The sequence below is a fragment of the Mesorhizobium sp. M4B.F.Ca.ET.143.01.1.1 genome (assembly GCF_004792275.1).
GTDB lineage: Bacteria > Pseudomonadota > Alphaproteobacteria > Rhizobiales > Rhizobiaceae > Mesorhizobium > Mesorhizobium abyssinicae.
Genome location: NZ_SRSR01000005.1, coordinates 335,084 through 353,352, shown reverse-complemented (window position 1 = coordinate 353,352; position 18,269 = coordinate 335,084). Strand labels below are relative to the sequence as shown.

Sequence of the window (18,269 nt, the reverse complement as noted above, 5' to 3'; positions counted from 1 at the left end):
CATGAAAGCCATCCTCAAGCCGCTCCTGATGGTCGCCGCAATGGCGATGGGCATGATTTCTGTCGCCACCTTGCCTGCTCGTGCAACCCTCGAGCTCAACGTCAACAGAGGCAATGTCGAGCCGATGCCGATCGCCATCCCCGACTTTCAGGGAGAGCTTGGCGCGCAGATATCGGAGATCGTAACCGCCGATCTGAAACGGTCAGGACTGTTCGCGCCGATCGACAAGGCCGCTTTTGTCGAAAAGATCACCAACCCAGATGCGGCGCCGCGCTACGAGGACTGGAAGGTCATCAACGCGCAGGCGCTGGTGACCGGCAGCGTGAGCAAGGAGGCGGACGGCCGCATCCGCGCCCAGTACCGGCTGTGGGATATTTTTGGCAACACGCAGTTGGCCGGCGAGCAGTTTTTCGCCAACGACGCCAATCAGCGCCGTGTCGCTCATATCATCGCCGATGCGATCTATGAGAAGATTACCGGCGAAAAGGGCTATTTCGACACGCGCGTTGTCTTCATCGACGAATCCGGCGCCAAAAACGCGCGCAAGAAGCGGCTCGCCATCATGGACCAGGACGGCGCCAACGTGCGCTATCTCTCCGACGGCCGCTCGATCGTGCTGACGCCGCGCTTCTCACCGAACCGGCAGGAAATCACCTACATGTCCTATGAGAGCGGCCAGCCCAAGGTCTATCTCCTGCAGATCGAGACCGGGCAGCGCGAGCTGGTCGGCAACTTCCCCGGCATGACGTTCGCGCCGCGCTTCTCGCCCGACGGCCAGAAGGTGATCATGAGCCTGCTGCGCGACGACGGCAATTCCAACATCTTCGCCATGGATCTGAGGAGCCGCTCGACCACAAGGCTGACCAATTCCACCGCCATCGATACCTCGCCGTCCTATTCGCCCGACGGCAGCCAGGTGGTGTTCACCTCCGACCGTGGCGGGCGCGCGCAGATCTATGTGATGGGCGCCGACGGCTCCGGCCAGACCCGCATCTCCTTCGGCGACGGCGTCTATTCGACGCCGGTGTGGTCGCCGCGCGGCGACCTCATCGCCTTCACCAAGCAGACCGGCGGCGAGTTCCAGATCGGCGTCATGAAGACCGACGGCTCGGGCGAGCGCATCCTTTCCTCCGGCTTCCAGCAGGAGGGGCCGACCTGGGCGCCCAACGGCCGCGTGCTGATGTTCTTCCGCGACTCAGCCGGCGGCCCGAAGCTGGTTTCGGTCGACCTCACCGGCCGCAACGAGCAGTCGATCCCGACCTCGAACTTCGCGTCCGACCCGGCCTGGTCGCCGCTGCTGGAGTGAGGGGGAGGGAATTGGGGAATTGGAGAATTGAAGAACTGAAGAAATGGAGAAGCGGGGAAGCTACGTTGGACGTGCAAGGGACCTGGAGGTCTATAAGCGGGCGTACGCAGTTTCTCTTGAAATTCACAAAGCCACGTTGGCGTTTCCGAGGATCGAGCAATACGCGCTAGCCGATCAGTTGCGTCGCTCGAGCAAGGCCATCTGCGCCAACTTGGCTGAGGGCTTTGCCAAGCAACCTCATTCCAAAGCGGAATTCGCTCGCTTCATTTCAATGGCTATGGGGTCGTGCAGCGAAGTCGAGACATGGATCTCCTACGCGTTCGACCTTGAGTACATCTCTAAGACACAGCTCGACGAGTGGCTACGGTCCTACAATCAGATCTGCGGAATGCTGGTGAATCTCAGAGGGTCGCTGAAGTGACCTCTTTTCTCCAGTTCTTCAATTCTCCAGTTCCCCATTTCCCTCTTTTTTCATGTTTTGGCCGCATTTCCGCCTACGGTCCGCGCGCATTGTCGCCCTTGGTAATGCGTGGGCGTAACGGCCGCGGACGGCGGCCTAAAACCAAATATTAACCGTGTTTCTTGAATGCCGGTTAACCCAAACGTGGTTACTGGGTGATCAACGAAATCACTCGAATGCGAAGGAGAGGCGGCATGGGCCGTATCGCAGCACTTACCAGAAACCCGGCCATGATCGCGCTGGTGGCGGCACTCGCCATCACCGGTTGCGCCTCGAAGAAGACCCCGAACAGCGCGGCCGATCTCGGCCTCAACGGCGCCGGCGCCGCTACGCCCGGCTCCGCGCAGGACTTCACCGTCAATATCGGCGACCGCATCTTCTTCGACACCGACTCCTCGTCGATCCGCGCCGACGCGCAGACGACTCTTGGCCGCCAGGCGCAGTGGCTGAACCAGTACAAGCAGTATGCCATCGTCATCGAAGGCCATGCCGACGAGCGCGGCACGCGCGAGTACAATCTGGCGCTCGGCGCCCGCCGCGCCGCCGCCACCCGCGACTTCCTGGTCTCCAAGGGCGTTTCGGCCCAGCGCCTGAAGACGATCTCCTACGGCAAGGAGCGCCCGGTCGCCGTCTGCGACGACATCTCCTGCTGGTCGCAGAACCGCCGCGCCGTCACCACGCTCTCGGGCGCCGGTTCCTGACGCATGACCCCGAAAATCGGATTCGATTTTCGGAAAGGATCATGCGTCAATCCAAAAGTGCCACGGCGTCCTTTGCGCGTCTGACGACGCGCGGCGCTGTGGGCGGCAAAAATACAACAGCATATGCGAAAGGCGGCCATTTGGCCGCCTTTTTCATATCCAGCGCCCTGAAACAAAATTTGGCCGAAGTCTCGCGCCCTGCTATGAGCCGAGGGCGCTTGGTCCCACTCGGAATCGGAAGGGCGCAACGGGCTATCAATTTCACGGCGAGAGACATAATGCACTTCAGAACGGTCCTCAGCGGCACGCTTGCGCTGCTGCTCCTATCCAGCATCGCGGCCCCGGCAGCCGGCACCGGGCAGCCTGCCGATAGTGGGTTTTCCTTCCACCTGCCGACGCTTGGCATCTTTGGCGAGAAGAAGAAGCCGGAGCAGCAGCAGGTCGCGCAGCAGGATGGCGCCAGCGCCACCGGCCTGGAAGACCAGCTCAGGCAGATGAACGGCAAGATCGAGGAACTCAATTTCCAGATCCTGCAGATGCAGGAGCAGATCCGCAAGCAGCAGGAAGACAACGAGTTCCGCTTCCAGCAGCTCGAGGGCGGCACGCAAGGCGGGCAGCAGCCGGCCAGCCAGAAGAAGTCGGACGCCACGCCGGCTCCCAACAGCGATGGCAATACCGAAAGCGGCACCGACAACAGCGTCGCCGAGGCTCCGGCGACGCAAGCGCCGGCCGATGCCGGCAATCAATCCGACGGTGGCCAGAGCGTCGGCGAGGTCATCGTCGAGTCGCAGACCGGCGATCCCGGCAAGGTGATCACCGGCGCGCCGCCGAAGACGTTCGGCACCATCACCGTCGACAAGAACGGCAATGTGGTCAACGCTGACGGCAACACCCAGGCCAGCGCCCCTGCCGAGACCGCACCGGCGGCCCCCGCGCCGGCAACCGACGCCAAGGCTGGCAAGTCCGGCGGCACGGTGGTCGCGGCACTGCCTTCCACCAACGATCCGGACGAGCTTTACCGCAACTCCTACCAGTTCATCCTGTCGGGCGACTACGGCACGGCCGAGCAGGGTTTCCGCGATCACATCAGCCGCTTCCCGAAGGATACAAAGGCGGCGGACGCTCATTACTGGCTGGGTGAGTCGCTGCTCGGGCAGCAGAAATATCGCGACGCGGCCGAGGTCTTCCTCGCCGCCAGCAAGGACTACCCGAAGGCCAAGAAGGCGCCCGACATGCTCCTGAAGCTCGGTGTGTCGCTGGTCGGGCTGAAGCAGAACGACGTGGCGTGCGCCACTTTCGGCGAGATCGGCAAGCGCTACCCCGATATCTCCAGCGCGCTCAAGGAGCGGGTCAAGCAGGAACGGGCGCTCGCGGCGTGCTAGCTCCTTTGCATGTCGTCGTCCCAAAGCCGGGACCTGTTTCGGACGACATGCGGTGATGCTCGACGCCGAGCCTGACCTTTCGGAACGGCTTTTTTCTGATATCGATTTTTCTGACGGCGCCGTTGTAGCCGTGTCCGGCGGCAGCGACTCGACCGCCCTTCTCATCCTCCTCAAGACCCATCTCGACCGCGTCGCGCCTGCGACCAGGCTGCTGGCGGTGACAATCGACCACGATCTGCGGCAAGGCTCGGCGGCGGAAGCGCGCGAAGTGGCCAGGCTTTGCGCCGAGCGCGGCATCGCGCACCGCACCCTCGTCTGGTCGGGCAAGAAGCCGTCGTCCGGCCTGCCCGCCGCTGCGCGCGAGGCGCGCTACCGGCTGCTGGCCGAGGCGGCGCAAGCGGAAGGCATTGGCCTCATCCTCACCGGCCACACCGCCGACGACCAGGCCGAAACGGTGCTCATGCGGCAAGCGCGTGAACAAGGGGGCCGTGAAGAGGCGCGACGTGAAAAGGAGATCGACGACGAGGGCGGGCGCGGCGTTGCCGGAATGGCGCCGGCTACGCTCCACGACTGGCAACGCTGGATCGTCAGGCCGCTGCTTGGCACGCGGCGCGCGGCGCTGCGCGAAGTGCTGCGCCGCCGCAACATCGCCTGGGCCGAGGACCCGACCAATCTCGATCGGCATTTCGAGCGGCCGCGCGTCAGGGCCACACTTGCCGGCGACGACGGCGCGCGGCGGTTCGCGGAGGCGATGGCGTCGGCCGGGCAGGCCGCCGCCAGCCGTGAAGAGCTTGGCCGGCGCGCAGCCTTGCTGATCCGCGATCTTGCCAGCATGCCGGCCCGGGGCCTCGTTCGCCTCGATCCGGCCTTCGCCGCGCTCGGCGACATTGCGAGTGCTGTCTATGCCTTGCGCATCCTGCTCGCGACGATCGGCGGCGTTTCCTTCCTGCCGGACGCGGCCCGCAGCCAGGCGCTGTTCGAGCGACTTCGGGCCGGATCGCTTTGCGCCACATTGTCGCGGACGGTGCTCGATGCACGGCGTTCCGGCATCTTCCTGCGCCGGGAGTCGCGCGGTTTGCCAGAGCTGGCGCCGGCCGCCAGCGAGGGCCTCTGGGATGGTCGGCGGCGGATCACATTGGCCGACAGGGAAAGCCGATTGTTGATCGGGCCGCTGGGCACGGCGGCCGCGGCAAAGCGGACCGTCGCCGAGGATGGCACGCCGCCGAGCCTTGCACGCGCAGCCCTTGCCGCCGAGCCCGCGCTGTGGCGCGAGGCGGAATGCCTTGGCTTTCCAGGCGAGGCCGGGGTGCCGCCGCAGGTCGGGATCGCTCCCGTCGTGGCGCCGTTCGCGCGCTTCCTGCCGTCCTTCGATCTTGCGCCCGCCGCCGCCGTGGCCCGGCTGATCGGCGCGCCGCCGCTCCCGGCCTTGCCTTTCCACGGCCACAGTGCCGGCTGATGGTTGGGCGAAAGCTTAACCCACACGTGCTGTTATGCTTGGCAAGGGGAGGCGCTCTCCCTATGTTAGGCCCAAGCTTCCTCAGATCATGCGTGTCCGTCCGCGGACGCCCAACGGGACAATAGATGAATCCGAATTATCGCAACCTCGCGCTCTGGGCGATCATAGCGGTCCTGCTCATCGCCCTGTTCAACCTGTTCCAGACGCCGCAGACGCGCGGCGCCTCGAGCGAGGTCGCCTATTCGCAGTTCCTGCAGGATGTCGCGGCTGGACGGGTCAAGACGGTGACCATCGCCGGCGCCCGTATTTCCGGCACCTACACCGACAGTTCGACCGGCTTCCAGACCTATTCGCCCGGCGATCCGTCGCTGGTGTCGCGGTTGCAGGACAAGAACGTCACCATCAACGCCCGGCCTGAATCCGACGGTTCCAACTCGCTGTTCGGCTACCTGATCTCGTGGCTGCCGATGATCCTGATCCTCGGCGTCTGGATATTCTTCATGCGCCAGATGCAGTCCGGCTCCGGACGCGCCATGGGCTTCGGCAAGTCGAAGGCCAAGCTTCTGACCGAGGCGCATGGCCGCGTCACCTTCCAGGACGTCGCCGGCGTCGACGAGGCCAAGGAAGACCTGGAAGAGATCGTCGAGTTCCTGCGCGACCCGCAGAAGTTCCAGCGCCTCGGCGGCAAGATCCCGCGCGGCGTTCTGCTCGTCGGCCCTCCCGGCACCGGCAAGACGCTGCTTGCCCGCTCGGTCGCCGGCGAGGCCAACGTGCCGTTCTTCACCATCTCCGGCTCGGACTTCGTCGAGATGTTCGTCGGCGTCGGCGCATCCCGCGTCCGCGACATGTTCGACCAGGCCAAGAAGAACGCGCCTTGCATCATCTTCATCGACGAAATCGACGCTGTCGGCCGCCATCGCGGCGCAGGGCTGGGCGGCGGCAATGACGAGCGCGAGCAGACGCTGAACCAGTTGCTGGTCGAGATGGACGGCTTCGAGTCCAACGAAAGCATCATCCTGATCGCCGCCACCAACCGGCCCGACGTGCTCGACCCGGCGCTGCTGAGGCCCGGCCGCTTCGACCGCCAGGTGGTGGTGCCGAACCCCGACATCGTCGGCCGCGAGAAGATCCTCAAGGTGCATGTGCGCAACGTGCCGCTGGCGCCCAATGTCGACCTCAAGGTGATCGCGCGGGGCACGCCCGGCTTCTCCGGCGCCGACCTGATGAACCTCGTCAACGAATCCGCCCTGATGGCGGCGCGGCGCAACAAGCGCCTCGTCACCATGGCCGAATTCGAGGACGCCAAGGACAAGATCATGATGGGCGCGGAGCGCCGCTCGTCGGCGATGACGCAGGCCGAGAAGGAGCTGACCGCCTATCACGAGGCCGGCCATGCCATCCTGGCGCTCAACGTGCCGACGGCCGACCCGCTGCACAAGGCGACGATCATCCCGCGCGGCCGCGCGCTGGGCATGGTCATGCAGCTGCCGGAAGGCGATCGCTATTCGATGAGCTACAAGTACATGGTCTCGCGCCTCGCCATCATGATGGGCGGCCGTGTCGCCGAGGAGTTCAAGTTCGGCAAGGAGAACATCACCTCCGGCGCCTCCTCCGACATCGAGCAGGCGACCAAGCTGGCGCGCGCCATGGTCACGCGCTGGGGCTTCTCCGACAAGCTCGGCCATGTCGCCTATGGCGACAACCAGGAAGAGGTCTTCCTCGGCCATTCAGTGGCGCGCACGCAGAACATCTCGGAAGAGACGGCGCAGATCATCGACGCCGAGGTGCGCCGGCTGATCGACGACGCCTATTCGACGGCCAAGGCCATCCTGACCAAGAAGAAGAAGGAATGGATCGCGCTGGCGCAAGGGCTGCTCGAATACGAGACGCTGACCGGCGAAGAGATCAAGCAACTGATCGCCGGCCACAAGCCGGCCCGCGACCTCGGCGACGATACGCCGCCCAGCCGCGGCTCGGCCGTGCCGAAGGCCGGCACCGGCGGCCGCCGCAAGAAGGGCCCGGAGCCCGAAGGCGGCATGGAGCCGCAGCCGCAGGGCTAGAGCAATTCCAGGAAAAGTGTGTAACGGTTTTCCGTCCGGAATTGCGTCGAAACAAATAGTTAGCGCGGTTCGGCGATTCCATGAAACGCTGAACCGCTCTAGTCGAGATCAGAGCGCTTTGCCGTTTCAGGGAACGCAGAAGCGCTCTATTCTTTGGTTTCGGCTTCGCACGACGCGTTGTGAATCAGGAGACGCGCCGGATGTACATTGGAGCGTCATCCTCGGGCCTGTCCCGAGGACCAGCAACGCAACCGGGTTGGCGGTTTCCAACTCCGTCGCCCAGATGTCGCACGACAGCAGATCCTCGGGACAGGCCCGAGGATGACGGCCTGGCGGCTGTGGAATCGCTTTATCCGCCGTATCCGTTTTTTATGATTCAGCTTTCAGCCGCGCATTGCACAGGCTGTAATAGCCGCCGCCCTTCTGGATCCAACGAAGGCCGTTCAACGTACCTGCCTCCTTGTTGCCGTGGTACCCCTGCAGGCAGGTCTTCATCCGCGCCTTCGCGGGCTTTTCGGTCTTGAACTCGGCGGCCAGCGTGGTCGGGAATGTCACGCCCGCCGGCGCTACGGTGGGCGCGACCGCCGCGCTGGTTTCCTTTTTCGGCTGCGGCTCGGTTTTGACCGTATCCGTGCTGACACTCTCCGCAACGGGCATCGCACATTTCTCCTTGCGGAAGGCGGCCCAGTCCATGCCGTTCAGAGTGCCGCCTTCCTTGGCTGCGCGATAGGTCTCTCCGCATTCCTTCATCGTCAGTGCGCTTGCAGGGGCGACGCCCCACGCAACCAATGCCGTCACAGCCAATACCGCCAATTTCAAACTAGACATAAGACCCTCCGGGTTGCTAACGAGATCGATGTCTTTTTGTATACTGTTTGTTCTGTATATGTTCAATCGGAATTTTGCGAGCGACTATAAAGCTGGCGGTGGAAGTGTGGGCGGGTTGACGATGCCGATCGCTCCCGCGAGATGCAGATGCGAGCAAGGCCGGCACCGGCGGCCGCCGCAAGAAAGGCGGCATGCGGCCCCAGCCGCAGGGGTGAGGATGAGCGAATACCTACCAAAAGCGCCGCGGCTGGTCGGTGGCGTTTTTGCTTTTGACCCGCTCTCTTTTCATAAGTCGGCGCTGCCCCTCATCGCCCTGCCGGGCACTTCTCCCCGTATAGTGACGGGGAGAAGGGGCTGGCCGCAACCTCGTCGCCTTTCCTGAAACGTTAGCGATTGGCGAGACCGGCGATGAGAGCGCCCCTCTCCCCGTCACTATACGGGGAGAGGATGCCGGCAGGCAGGTGAGGGGCAGCGCCAACGCCTGAGGAATATCCGCTGGCCAGCTCAAATGCGCCGTACTCGCTCAAATACCCCCAACAAAGAAAAAGGCCCGCGAACCTTACGGTTCGCGGGCCTTCGTCAGCCGTAAACGAAGCGAAATCAGCTCTTCAGCTTGGCATTGCAGAGGCTGTAGAAGCCGCCGCCCTTCTGGATCCACCTGAGCCCATTCAGCGTGTTGGCGTCCTTGTTGGCGTAGTAGAGCTCGAGGCAGGTGTGCATGCGGCCCTTGCCCGGCGTCTCGCTGGCATACTTCTTGGAGATCGCCGTCGGGAACTTCACGCCCTTGGGAGCTGCAACGGTGGGCTTCTCGGGCTCGCTGGTGTAGGTGGCCTCGGTCGGAGCCGGCACCGTGTCGTCGTCGTCCGCGGCAGCGCCGCACTCGGCCTTGCGGAAGTCGTTCCACTTCATGCCGTTGAGCTTGTTGGCGGTCTTGGCCGCCTGATACTTGGCGCTGCAATCGGCCATGCTGAGGCCCTTGCCGCCTTCAGCGGCGGCGGCCTTGGTGGTTGCCTTGGCGGGTTCCGCCGCGGCGGTGGCGCCGGGGCCGCATTCGGCCTTGCGGAAGTCGTTCCACTTCATGCCGGTCAGCGTGCCGGCGGCCTTGGCTGCCTGGTATTTGGCGCTGCATTCCTTGGTGGTCAGGCCCTTGGCGGTTTCCTCGGTCGCGGCCGCCGCCTTGGTGGTCTTGGCGGGCTTGGCGTCGGCAGCAGCGGCGGTGGCACCGGCGCCGCACTCGGTCTTGCGGAAGTCGTTCCACTTCATGCCGTTCAACGTGCCGGCGGCCTTGGCGGCCTGGTATTTGGTGCTGCATTCCTTGGCGGTCAGGCCCTTGGCCGCGTTGTCGTCGGTGGCAGCGGCGGCCTTGGTGTCGGTCTTGGCCGCATCGCTCGCCTTCGCCGTCTTCTTGGCGGGCTTGGTCTCGGCGGTCGTTGCCGCCGCGTCGGTGCCGCATTCAGCCTTGCGGAACTGGTTCCACGTCTGGCCGTTAAGTGTTCCGGCGTCCTTGGCCGCGTTATACTTGGTGCTACACTCGGCCATGGTCAGCGCATTGGCCGGCGCCGCCAGGAACAGGGTTGCGACGGCTAATCCCGTCAAGGTTGCAAGTCGGTGGATGAGCATGGCGTTTTCTCCGTTGCTGCCGCCCATAGGTTGTCCCTTTGCGAAACCAATAGCCCTCAACGCCCGCCCGCGCCAGATGCCAGCGGCGCCGACACCCTCACAAACCGTGTTCCTCCCGATAAGGTGATGGAATCCTTGCGCTCAGATGCCCTTGAGCAAGGTGTGGCGGGCGATTCCGGACCCAGTGGAGCTGCAACGCCTGGTCGTTCCCGCAAGAAGGACCGCCATGATAGACTGTCGAATCAGTTGCACGGCCCGCAACAATGATTTTCTAAGGAATGGTAATATATAATCACGAAATGTGATGATCGGGTGCGGCTCAATTGTGGCAATACGAGCGGCTGAAAAACCGACGGGGATCAGGGAACGCATGGCAGGGCAGTATTTCGGCACCGACGGTATTCGCGGACGCGCCAACAAGTTTCCGATGACGGCGGAAGTCGCCATGCGGGTCGGCATGGCCGCCGGCCTTTCGTTCCAGCGCGGCAGCCATCGCCACCGTGTCGTGCTCGGCAAGGACACCCGGCTTTCCGGCTATATGATCGAAAACGCCATGGTCTCGGGCCTGTGCGCCGCCGGCATGGACGTGTTCCTGCTCGGTCCCATCCCGACGCCGGCCGTCGCCATGCTGGTGCGCTCGCTGCGCGCCGATATCGGGGTGATGATCTCGGCCTCGCACAACCCCTACTACGACAATGGCATCAAGCTGTTCGGCCCTGACGGCTACAAGCTCTCCGACGAGATCGAGGAGCGCATCGAGGGCATGCTGGACAGGGACATCGATCTGGCGCTTGCCGATTCCGACGGGCTGGGCCGCGCCAAGCGCGTCGACGGCGTGCACGACCGCTATATCGAATTCGCCAAGCGCACGCTGCCGCGCTCGATGTCGCTGTCGGGCCTGAGGATCGTCGTCGACTGCGCCAACGGCGCCGCCTACAAGGTGGCGCCCGAGGCGCTGTGGGAACTCGGCGCCGAGGTCGTGGCCATCAATGTCGAACCCAATGGCTTCAACATCAACAAGGAATGCGGCTCGACCCATCCGGCAGGCCTGCAGAAGAAGGTGCATGAGGTGCGCGCCGATATCGGCATCGCGCTCGACGGCGACGCCGACCGGGTGGTGATCGTCGACGAGAACGGCACCATCGTCGATGGCGACCAGATCATGGCGCTGATCGCAGAGTCCTGGCACCAGAGCGGGCGGCTGGCCGGCGGCGGCGTCGTTTCGACGGTGATGTCCAATCTGGGCCTGGAACGCTTCCTCGGCGACATGAAGCTGCAGCTGCACCGCACCAAGGTCGGCGACCGCTATGTCGTCGAGCACATGCGCGCGCACGGGCTGAATGTCGGCGGCGAGCAGTCGGGCCACATCGTGCTCTCCGATTTCTCGACCACCGGCGACGGGCTGGTCTCGGCGCTGCAGGTGCTGGCTTGCATCAAGCGGCAGAACCGGCCGGTCAGCGAGCTGTCGAAGAAGTTCGAGCCGGTGCCGCAGCTTCTGAAGAATGTCCGCATCGCCGGCGGCAAGCCGCTCGAGGAAGCGCCGGTCAAGGCGGCGATCGAGGAGGCGCGCAACCGGCTTGGCAAGGCCGGGCGCCTGGTCATCCGCCCCTCCGGCACCGAGCCGCTGATCCGGGTCATGGCCGAGGGCGACGACCCGCAGCTGGTCGAGGCTGTCGTCAACGATCTCGTCGGCATCATTTCGGAAACCCGCAGCGCCGCCTGATCCGAGCGCGCACGGCCGCCGAATTCGCGAAGCCCGCCATCCGGCGGGCTTTTTTGCGCAATCGCCTCGGCAAGGCCGGGCCGGCCGGGCGAGCAGTTCGCTCTAAAATTGTATAGATTCGTAGTTAATCGGTACGGTTAAACGGCTTTTAACCTTTGCAATTCATTATCCACACCCGAGGTCAATCGCATTCGGGCGGATTCGTTGTTCCGAGGCTTCTTAGGGGTGACAAGCATGTTCAATACAGCAAGAATGGCACTGTTTGCCGCGCTGTTCGCGGGGGTGGCCGGACCGGCGCTCGCCGCCGATCTCGCGGAACCGCCAGTGGTCGAAGCGGCGCCGCCGCCGGTCACCTACGAGCAGCCCGTCGACGTCGGCGGCTGGTATATCCGCGGCGACATCGATTATCACTGGTCGCGTTTCGGCGGCGGCGACTACATCACCTATGGCGCGGCACCGCAGATCCCCGGCAGCTTCGACAGCGGCAAGCTGAAGGGCGCCTTCTCCGCCGGCGCCGGCGTCGGCTACCAGATCAACCAGCACTTCCGCACCGATCTGACGGGCGACTGGATGTTCGGCTCGAAGTTCCGCGGCTCGACCAGCGGCTTCTGTAACACGCCCGCTCCTGGCACGCCTTGCGTGTCGACCGACACCTCGTCCTATTCGGCGCTGCTGCTCCTGGCCAATGCCTATGTCGATATCGGCACCTGGCACGGCTTCACGCCCTATGTCGGCGCCGGTATCGGTGGTGCCTGGGTCAAGTGGGACACGCTGCACAACAGCGACGCCGACGGCGATTTCTTCCATCGCGGCGGCAAGGGCTGGCGCTTCGCCTATGCCCTTATGGCCGGCACGTCCTACTGCCTGACCGACCGCGTCAAGCTGGACGTCGGCTATCGCTACAGCCACATCAATGGCGGCAAGATGTTCGACTACGAGGCGACCAGCAACGTCGGCCCGGGCTACGACCGCGGCATCGACGTGCACGAAGTGCGCGGCGGCCTGCGCTACCAGTTCGGCAGGTCCGACTGCGCCCCGCCGCCGGAGCCTTATGTTCCGGAGCCGGAGCCGATCTATACCAAGTAAGCGCCTGAATATTCGAGAAGTTCCTCAGCCGCCCGGCCTTGCCGGGCGGTTTTCGTTTGCAAGAAAAGTCCGATCTAAAGCTCTTCGAAATCAATTCGCTAACGCTCTGTTATCCTTAACCGGCACTTAACCACTATGGTTAACAATGCTCCTTGAAAAACGGTGCTGCGCTTGCGGCGCGCGCCAAGTTCGGGAGCCGGGGACATGGTATTCAAATCGCGTATAGCGCTGGCGCTGGCCGCCATCGTGCTGATGCCGGTGACGCAGGCGCTGCCGGCCGACTACGATCCGCCGATCTATGTCGATCAGGCGCCGGACTACGTGCCGGTCGAGGTCGGCTCGGGATGGTATCTGCGCGGCGATATCGGCTACGCTTTCAGCCATCCGTTCGAGCATCAGATCTCGGCGAGCGGAGCGACCAGCTTCACCAACGACAGCAGCCTGTTCACGGGCAGCATCGGCATGGGCTACCACCTCAATGACTTCCTCAGGGTCGAACTCAATGGCGGCATCCTTCCGACCAACAAGTTCGGCGACCACGCAGTGGTGCCGGACGGCTGCGCCGGCCATACCAATACGGTGACGATCGGGCCCGGCGGCGTCATCATCATCGGCACGGCCCCGGCTACGGAAGACTGCGTGGCCACGAACCGCGCCACCAACAAGGGCTACAGCGTGATGGCCAATGGCTATGTCGACCTCGGCACCTATGTCGGCATCACGCCCTATGTCGGCGGCGGCATCGGCGTCGCCTACAACAAGTATTTCAAGACCCAGGGCGAGCGCAATTGCGTCGAGATCGCGCCGGATTCGTCGGGCGGCGGCGGCTTCACCTGCGATGATCCGGCGGGTTACCAGGGATCGGAGGATTCCGAAGCAAAATTCAACCTTGCCTATTCGATCGGCGCCGGGTTCTCCTATCAGGTGAGCAAGAACCTCTCGGTCGATCTCGGCTACGAGTACTTCTCGGTGCCGAGCGCCAAATACGTGGCCTTTGACAGCGGCGCCTTCAACATCCACAAGGGCATCGACTACCAGACGGTCAAGCTCGGGCTGCGCTACGATCTCTGGTAGGTCCGCCGGGGCAGGATTCTTGACGGCGGGTCCGTGGACCCGCCGTTTGCTTTTGCGGGCCGCTGCTTGCCGACGCGGCGCGAGTATCCCGCCAGCGACAAAAACTTTCCTCTTGACGCCGGAAGCCTGAACGCATATCGCCGTCCGTGGGCCACCCCTCCCCAACGAGGGGCCACTATCTGGAAGGATAGACCACGATGACGACGCTTACGAAGCCCGGACTCCGTCCGGCAAATCCCAATTTCTCCTCAGGTCCCTGCGCAAAACGTCCCGGCTGGTCGGTCGAGGCGCTGAAAGCTGCCGCGCTCGGGCGCTCGCACCGCGCCAAGATCGGCAAGAGCAAGCTCGAACAGGCGATCGAGCAGACGCGCGAAATCCTCAAGGTTCCGGCCGACTACCGCATCGGCATCGTGCCGGCGTCCGACACCGGCGCGGTCGAGATGGCGCTTTGGTCGCTGCTCGGCGAGCGCGGCGTCGACATGGTCGCCTGGGAAAGCTTCGGCTCGGGCTGGGTCACCGACGTGGTCAAGCAGCTGAAGCTCGCCGACGTGCGCAAGTTCGAGGCCGGCTATGGCGCGCTGCCGGACCTGGCCGGCATCGATTTCGACCGCGACGTGGTCTTCACCTGGAACGGCACGACGTCCGGCGTGCGGGTGCCGAACGGCGATTTCATTCCCGCCGATCGCAAGGGTCTGACCATCTGCGACGCGACCTCGGCGGCCTTCGCGCAAAGGCTCGATTTCGCCAAGCTCGACGTCGTCACCTTCTCCTGGCAGAAAGTGCTGGGCGGCGAGGGTGCGCACGGCATGCTGATCCTGTCGCCGCGCGCCGTCGAGCGGCTGGAGACCTACAAGCCTTCGTGGCCGCTGCCGAAGATCTTCCGCCTCACTTCGGGCGGCAAGCTGATCGAGGGCATCTTCAAGGGCGAGACGATCAACACGCCGTCGATGCTGTGCGTCGAGGATTATCTCGACGCGCTTCATTGGGCGAAGTCGATCGGCGGCCTCGACGCCCTGGTCGCCCGCGCCGACGCCAATGCGGCGGTGCTCGACCGGTTCGTCGCCAAATCATCCTGGCTCGGCCATCTCGCCGTCGACCCGGCGACGCGCTCGAACACCTCGGCGTGTTTTTCCTTCACCGATCCAGATGTCGCGGCGCTCGACGCCGACGGGCAGGCGGCTTTCGCCAAGGGGCTGGTCTCGGCGCTCGACAAGGACGGCGTCGCCTATGACATCGGCGCCTATCGCGATGCACCGCCCGGCCTGCGCATCTGGTGCGGCGCGACAGTCGAGACCGCCGACCTCGAGGCGCTGCTGCCCTGGCTCGACTGGGCCTTTGCCGCGCAGAAGGCGTCGCTGAAGGCAGCGGCCTGAGTTTCTGGCGGGCGGCCTGCAGGCCGCCCATTTCCAACCGGATCAATCCCATTCAAAGGAGGCCGCCATGGCGCCCCGCGTTCTCGTCTCAGACAAGCTTTCAACCACCGCAGTGCAGGTCTTCAAGGATCGCGGCATCGAGGTCGACTATCTGCCCGATCTCGGCAAGGACAAGGAAAAGCTGGCCGAAGTCATCGGCCAGTATGATGGCCTCGCCATCCGCTCGGCCACCAAGGTCACCGAAAAGCTGATCAACGCCGCGACCAATCTCAAAGTCGTCGGCCGCGCCGGCATCGGCGTCGACAATGTCGACATCCCGGCGGCCAGCCGCAAGGGCATCATCGTGATGAACACGCCCTTCGGCAATTCGATCACCACCGCCGAGCACGCGGTCGCGATGATCTTCGCGCTCGCCCGCCAGATCCCGGAGGCCAATGCCTCGACGCATGCCGGCAAGTGGGAAAAGAACCGCTTCATGGGCATCGAGATCACCAGCAAGACGCTGGGCGTGATCGGCTGCGGCAATATCGGCTCGATCGTCGCCACGCGCGGCGTCGGGCTGAAGATGCACGTCATCGCCTTCGACCCGTTCCTCTCGGACAGCCGCGCAGAGGAGCTCGGCGTTCAAAAGGTCGAGCTCGACGAGCTTTTCGCGCGCGCCGACTTCATCACGCTGCACACGCCGCTGACCGACAAGACACGCAACATCATCGACGCGGCGGCGATCGCCAAGATGAAGACCGGCGTGCGCATCATCAATTGCGCCCGCGGTGGGCTGATCGTCGAGGCAGACCTGGTGGCGGCGCTGAAGAGCGGCAAGGTGGCGGGCGCCGGCATCGACGTGTTCGAAGTCGAGCCGGCCGAGAACAACGAACTGTTCGGCATGGAGAATGTCGTGGCGACGCCGCATCTCGGCGCCTCGACCACCGAGGCGCAGGAGAACGTCGCGCTGCAGGTGGCCGAGCAGATGTCCGACTACCTGATCAAGGGCGCCGTCTCCAACGCCATCAACATGCCCTCGATCACCGCCGAGGAAGCGCCGCGGCTGAAGCCCTTCGTCAAGCTCGCCGAGGTGCTCGGCGCCTTTGTCGGCCAGGTTACCGAGGATCCGATCAAGGAGGTCGAGATCCTGTTCGACGGCTCGACCGCGACCATGAACACGCGCGCCCTGATCAGCGCGGCCCTTGCCGGCCTGATCCGGCCGCAGGTCTCCGACGTCAACATGGTGTCGGCGCCGATCATGGTGAAGGAACGCGGCATTATCGTCGCCGAGGTCAAGCGCGACAAGTCGGGCGTCTTCGACGGCTACATCAAGCTGACCGTCACCACAGAGCACAGGACCCGGTCGATCGCCGGCACCTGCTTCTCGGACGGCAAGCCGCGCTTCATCCAGATCAAGGGCATCAATCTCGACGCCGAGGTCGGCCGCGACATGCTCTACACGACCAATGCCGACGCGCCCGGCATCATCGGCCTGCTCGGCACGGTCTGCGGTGAGAACGGCGTCAACATCGCCAACTTCCAGCTTGGCCGCAACCGGCCGGGTGGCGACGCCATCGCGCTGCTCTATCTCGACGCGCCGTTCCCGGAAACGGTCCTGGAACAGGTGCGGGCGCACAAGTCGATCGACTCGGCGAAGCGACTGCGGTTCGACGTCGGCGGCGACTGAACCAGATCGCGCCGATTTGCATGACAGCGCCGCGCGTGCGATAGCCGCGCGGCGCTTGCGTTTGTGCCGGGCGTCGGCCTGGCGGGAGCGCCCGGGACCGGCGCGGCAGGCAAAATTCTTATGCCTTTGGCCGTTTTCGGCGGCAAAGAATGGTCGCGTTCGCCGGGTCTTGACGCTATAGAGGCCTGTCGTTTTCAAGCCGCAAGTCGGCATCTCAAGGGAAAAGCAACATGGCCAATGTGGTGGTCGTCGGCTCGCAGTGGGGCGACGAAGGCAAGGGCAAGATCGTCGACTGGCTGTCGGAGCGGGCCGACGTCGTCGTGCGCTTCCAGGGCGGCCACAATGCCGGCCACACGCTGGTCGTCGACGGCAAGGTCTACAAGCTGTCGCTCCTGCCCTCCGGCGTGGTGCGGCAGGGCAAGCTGTCGATCATCGGCAATGGCGTGGTCTTCGATCCGCACGCGTTCGTCGCCGAGGCGGCGAAACTGAAGGCGCAAGGCGTCGAGGTGACGCCGGACCGCCTGAAAATAGCCGAAAACACCGCGCTTATCCTGTCGCTGCACCGCGAGCTGGACGGATTCCGCGAGGACGCCGCCTCCAATTCCGGGACGAAGATTGGCACGACCCGCCGTGGCATCGGACCCGCTTACGAGGACAAGGTGGGCCGGCGCGCGGTCAGGGTGATGGATCTGGCGGATTTGGAAACGCTTCCCGTGAAGGTCGACAGGCTGCTGACGCATCACAATGCGCTGCGTCGCGGGCTCGGCCACCCGGAAGCGACGCATGAGGCGATCATGCAGGAGCTGACCTCGGTCGCCGGCGACATCCTGCCCTACATGGACCGGGTGTGGAAGGTTCTCGACGACCGTCGCCGCGCCGGCGAGCGCATCCTGTTCGAAGGCGCGCAGGGCACGCTGCTCGACATCGACCACGGCACCTATCCGTTCGTCACCTCGTCCAACACCGTCGCCGGCCAGGCGGCAGCCGGGTCGGGCGTCGGTCCGGGCGCCATCGGCTATGTGCTCGGCATCACCAAGGCCTACACGACGCGTGTCGGCGAAGGTCCGTTCCCGACCGAGCAGAAGAACGAGATCGGCGAGTTCCTCGGCACGCGCGGCCATGAATTCGGCGTCGTCACCGGCCGCAAGCGCCGCTGCGGCTGGTTCGACGCGGTGCTGGTGCGCCAGGCGGTGGCCGTCAACGGCATCAAGGGCATCGCGCTGACCAAGCTCGACGTGCTCGACGGGCTGGACGAGATCAAGGTCTGCACCGCCTACCGCCTCGATGGCGAGACGATCGACTATCTGCCGGCAAGCCAGGGCGCGCAGGCACGTGTCGAGCCGGTCTACGAGACGCTCGAAGGCTGGAAAGGCACCACCGCCGGCGCGCGCAGCTGGAACGATCTGCCGGCCCAGGCGGTCAAGTATGTCCGATACATCGAGGAGCTGATCGGCGCGCCGGTGGCGCTGCTTTCCACCAGCCCGGAGCGGGATGACACGATACTTGTGACCGATCCGTTTCAAGACTAGTT

Annotated in this window: 14 protein-coding genes; 12 read left to right on the top strand and 2 right to left on the bottom strand. The window is 64.5% G+C overall.

The genetic code is table 11. The annotated features are described in order from the left end of the window. Position 1 precedes the first annotated feature (1 nt). From tolB to ftsH, 6 genes are all read left to right on the top strand, one after another. Positions 2–1,306, top strand: a complete 1,305-nt coding sequence (gene tolB / locus EN786_RS15305; protein WP_127283765.1) for a Tol-Pal system beta propeller repeat protein TolB — start codon at positions 2–4, stop codon at positions 1,304–1,306. 43 nt (positions 1,307–1,349) lie between these two features. Continuing rightward, the gene (locus EN786_RS15300) at positions 1,350–1,727 is read left to right on the top strand and encodes a four helix bundle protein (protein ID WP_127283766.1); all 378 of its coding nucleotides are present in this window, start codon (positions 1,350–1,352) and stop codon (positions 1,725–1,727) included. Between the two features lie 233 nt (positions 1,728–1,960). After that, on the top strand, positions 1,961–2,467 hold the full coding sequence (gene pal / locus EN786_RS15295) for a peptidoglycan-associated lipoprotein Pal (RefSeq protein ID WP_127283767.1): 507 nt from the start codon (positions 1,961–1,963) through the stop codon (positions 2,465–2,467). 278 nt (positions 2,468–2,745) lie between these two features. Continuing rightward, positions 2,746–3,849 carry a tol-pal system protein YbgF gene (ybgF, locus tag EN786_RS15290; RefSeq protein ID WP_127283768.1) on the top strand — a complete coding sequence of 368 codons (1,104 nt, stop codon included), beginning with the start codon at positions 2,746–2,748 and terminating at the stop codon, positions 3,847–3,849. Between the two features lie 55 nt (positions 3,850–3,904). Beyond that, entirely contained in the window at positions 3,905–5,305 is a 1,401-nt protein-coding gene (tilS, locus tag EN786_RS15285; protein ID WP_127283769.1) for a tRNA lysidine(34) synthetase TilS, read from the top strand. A gap of 125 nt (positions 5,306–5,430) precedes the next feature. After that, the gene (ftsH, locus tag EN786_RS15280) at positions 5,431–7,365 is read left to right on the top strand and encodes an ATP-dependent zinc metalloprotease FtsH (protein WP_127311644.1); all 1,935 of its coding nucleotides are present in this window, start codon (positions 5,431–5,433) and stop codon (positions 7,363–7,365) included. Between the two features lie 369 nt (positions 7,366–7,734). On the opposite strand, the gene EN786_RS15275 is transcribed toward ftsH, so the two are convergent. After that, complete coding sequence (locus EN786_RS15275) at positions 7,735–8,193, bottom strand: hypothetical protein (RefSeq protein WP_127312334.1); 459 nt, start codon at positions 8,191–8,193, stop codon at positions 7,735–7,737. A gap of 600 nt (positions 8,194–8,793) precedes the next feature. Beyond that, positions 8,794–9,813: a hypothetical protein gene (locus EN786_RS15265; RefSeq protein ID WP_127285158.1), complete on the bottom strand. Its 1,020-nt coding sequence runs from the start codon at positions 9,811–9,813 to the stop codon at positions 8,794–8,796. Between the two features lie 370 nt (positions 9,814–10,183). Here EN786_RS15265 and glmM point away from each other — a divergent pair, with 370 nt between their 5' ends. From glmM to EN786_RS15235, 6 genes are all read left to right on the top strand, one after another. Then, positions 10,184–11,536 carry a phosphoglucosamine mutase gene (gene glmM, locus EN786_RS15260; protein WP_127311748.1) on the top strand — a complete coding sequence of 451 codons (1,353 nt, stop codon included), beginning with the start codon at positions 10,184–10,186 and terminating at the stop codon, positions 11,534–11,536. Positions 11,537–11,770: 234 nt separating this feature from the next. Continuing rightward, positions 11,771–12,622, top strand: coding sequence for an outer membrane protein (locus EN786_RS15255; RefSeq protein ID WP_127311747.1), 852 nt, complete (start codon positions 11,771–11,773; stop codon positions 12,620–12,622). Between the two features lie 204 nt (positions 12,623–12,826). Then, the gene (locus EN786_RS15250) at positions 12,827–13,696 is read left to right on the top strand and encodes an outer membrane beta-barrel protein (RefSeq protein ID WP_127285156.1); all 870 of its coding nucleotides are present in this window, start codon (positions 12,827–12,829) and stop codon (positions 13,694–13,696) included. Between the two features lie 197 nt (positions 13,697–13,893). Beyond that, positions 13,894–15,069 (top strand): phosphoserine transaminase, encoded by a 1,176-nt coding sequence (locus EN786_RS15245; protein WP_127285155.1) that lies wholly within the window; start codon positions 13,894–13,896, stop codon positions 15,067–15,069. Between the two features lie 67 nt (positions 15,070–15,136). Further along, positions 15,137–16,738 (top strand): phosphoglycerate dehydrogenase, encoded by a 1,602-nt coding sequence (gene serA, locus EN786_RS15240; RefSeq protein WP_127311559.1) that lies wholly within the window; start codon positions 15,137–15,139, stop codon positions 16,736–16,738. A gap of 230 nt (positions 16,739–16,968) precedes the next feature. Continuing rightward, positions 16,969–18,267 (top strand): adenylosuccinate synthase, encoded by a 1,299-nt coding sequence (locus EN786_RS15235; protein ID WP_127285153.1) that lies wholly within the window; start codon positions 16,969–16,971, stop codon positions 18,265–18,267. Positions 18,268–18,269: the final 2 nt, after the last annotated feature.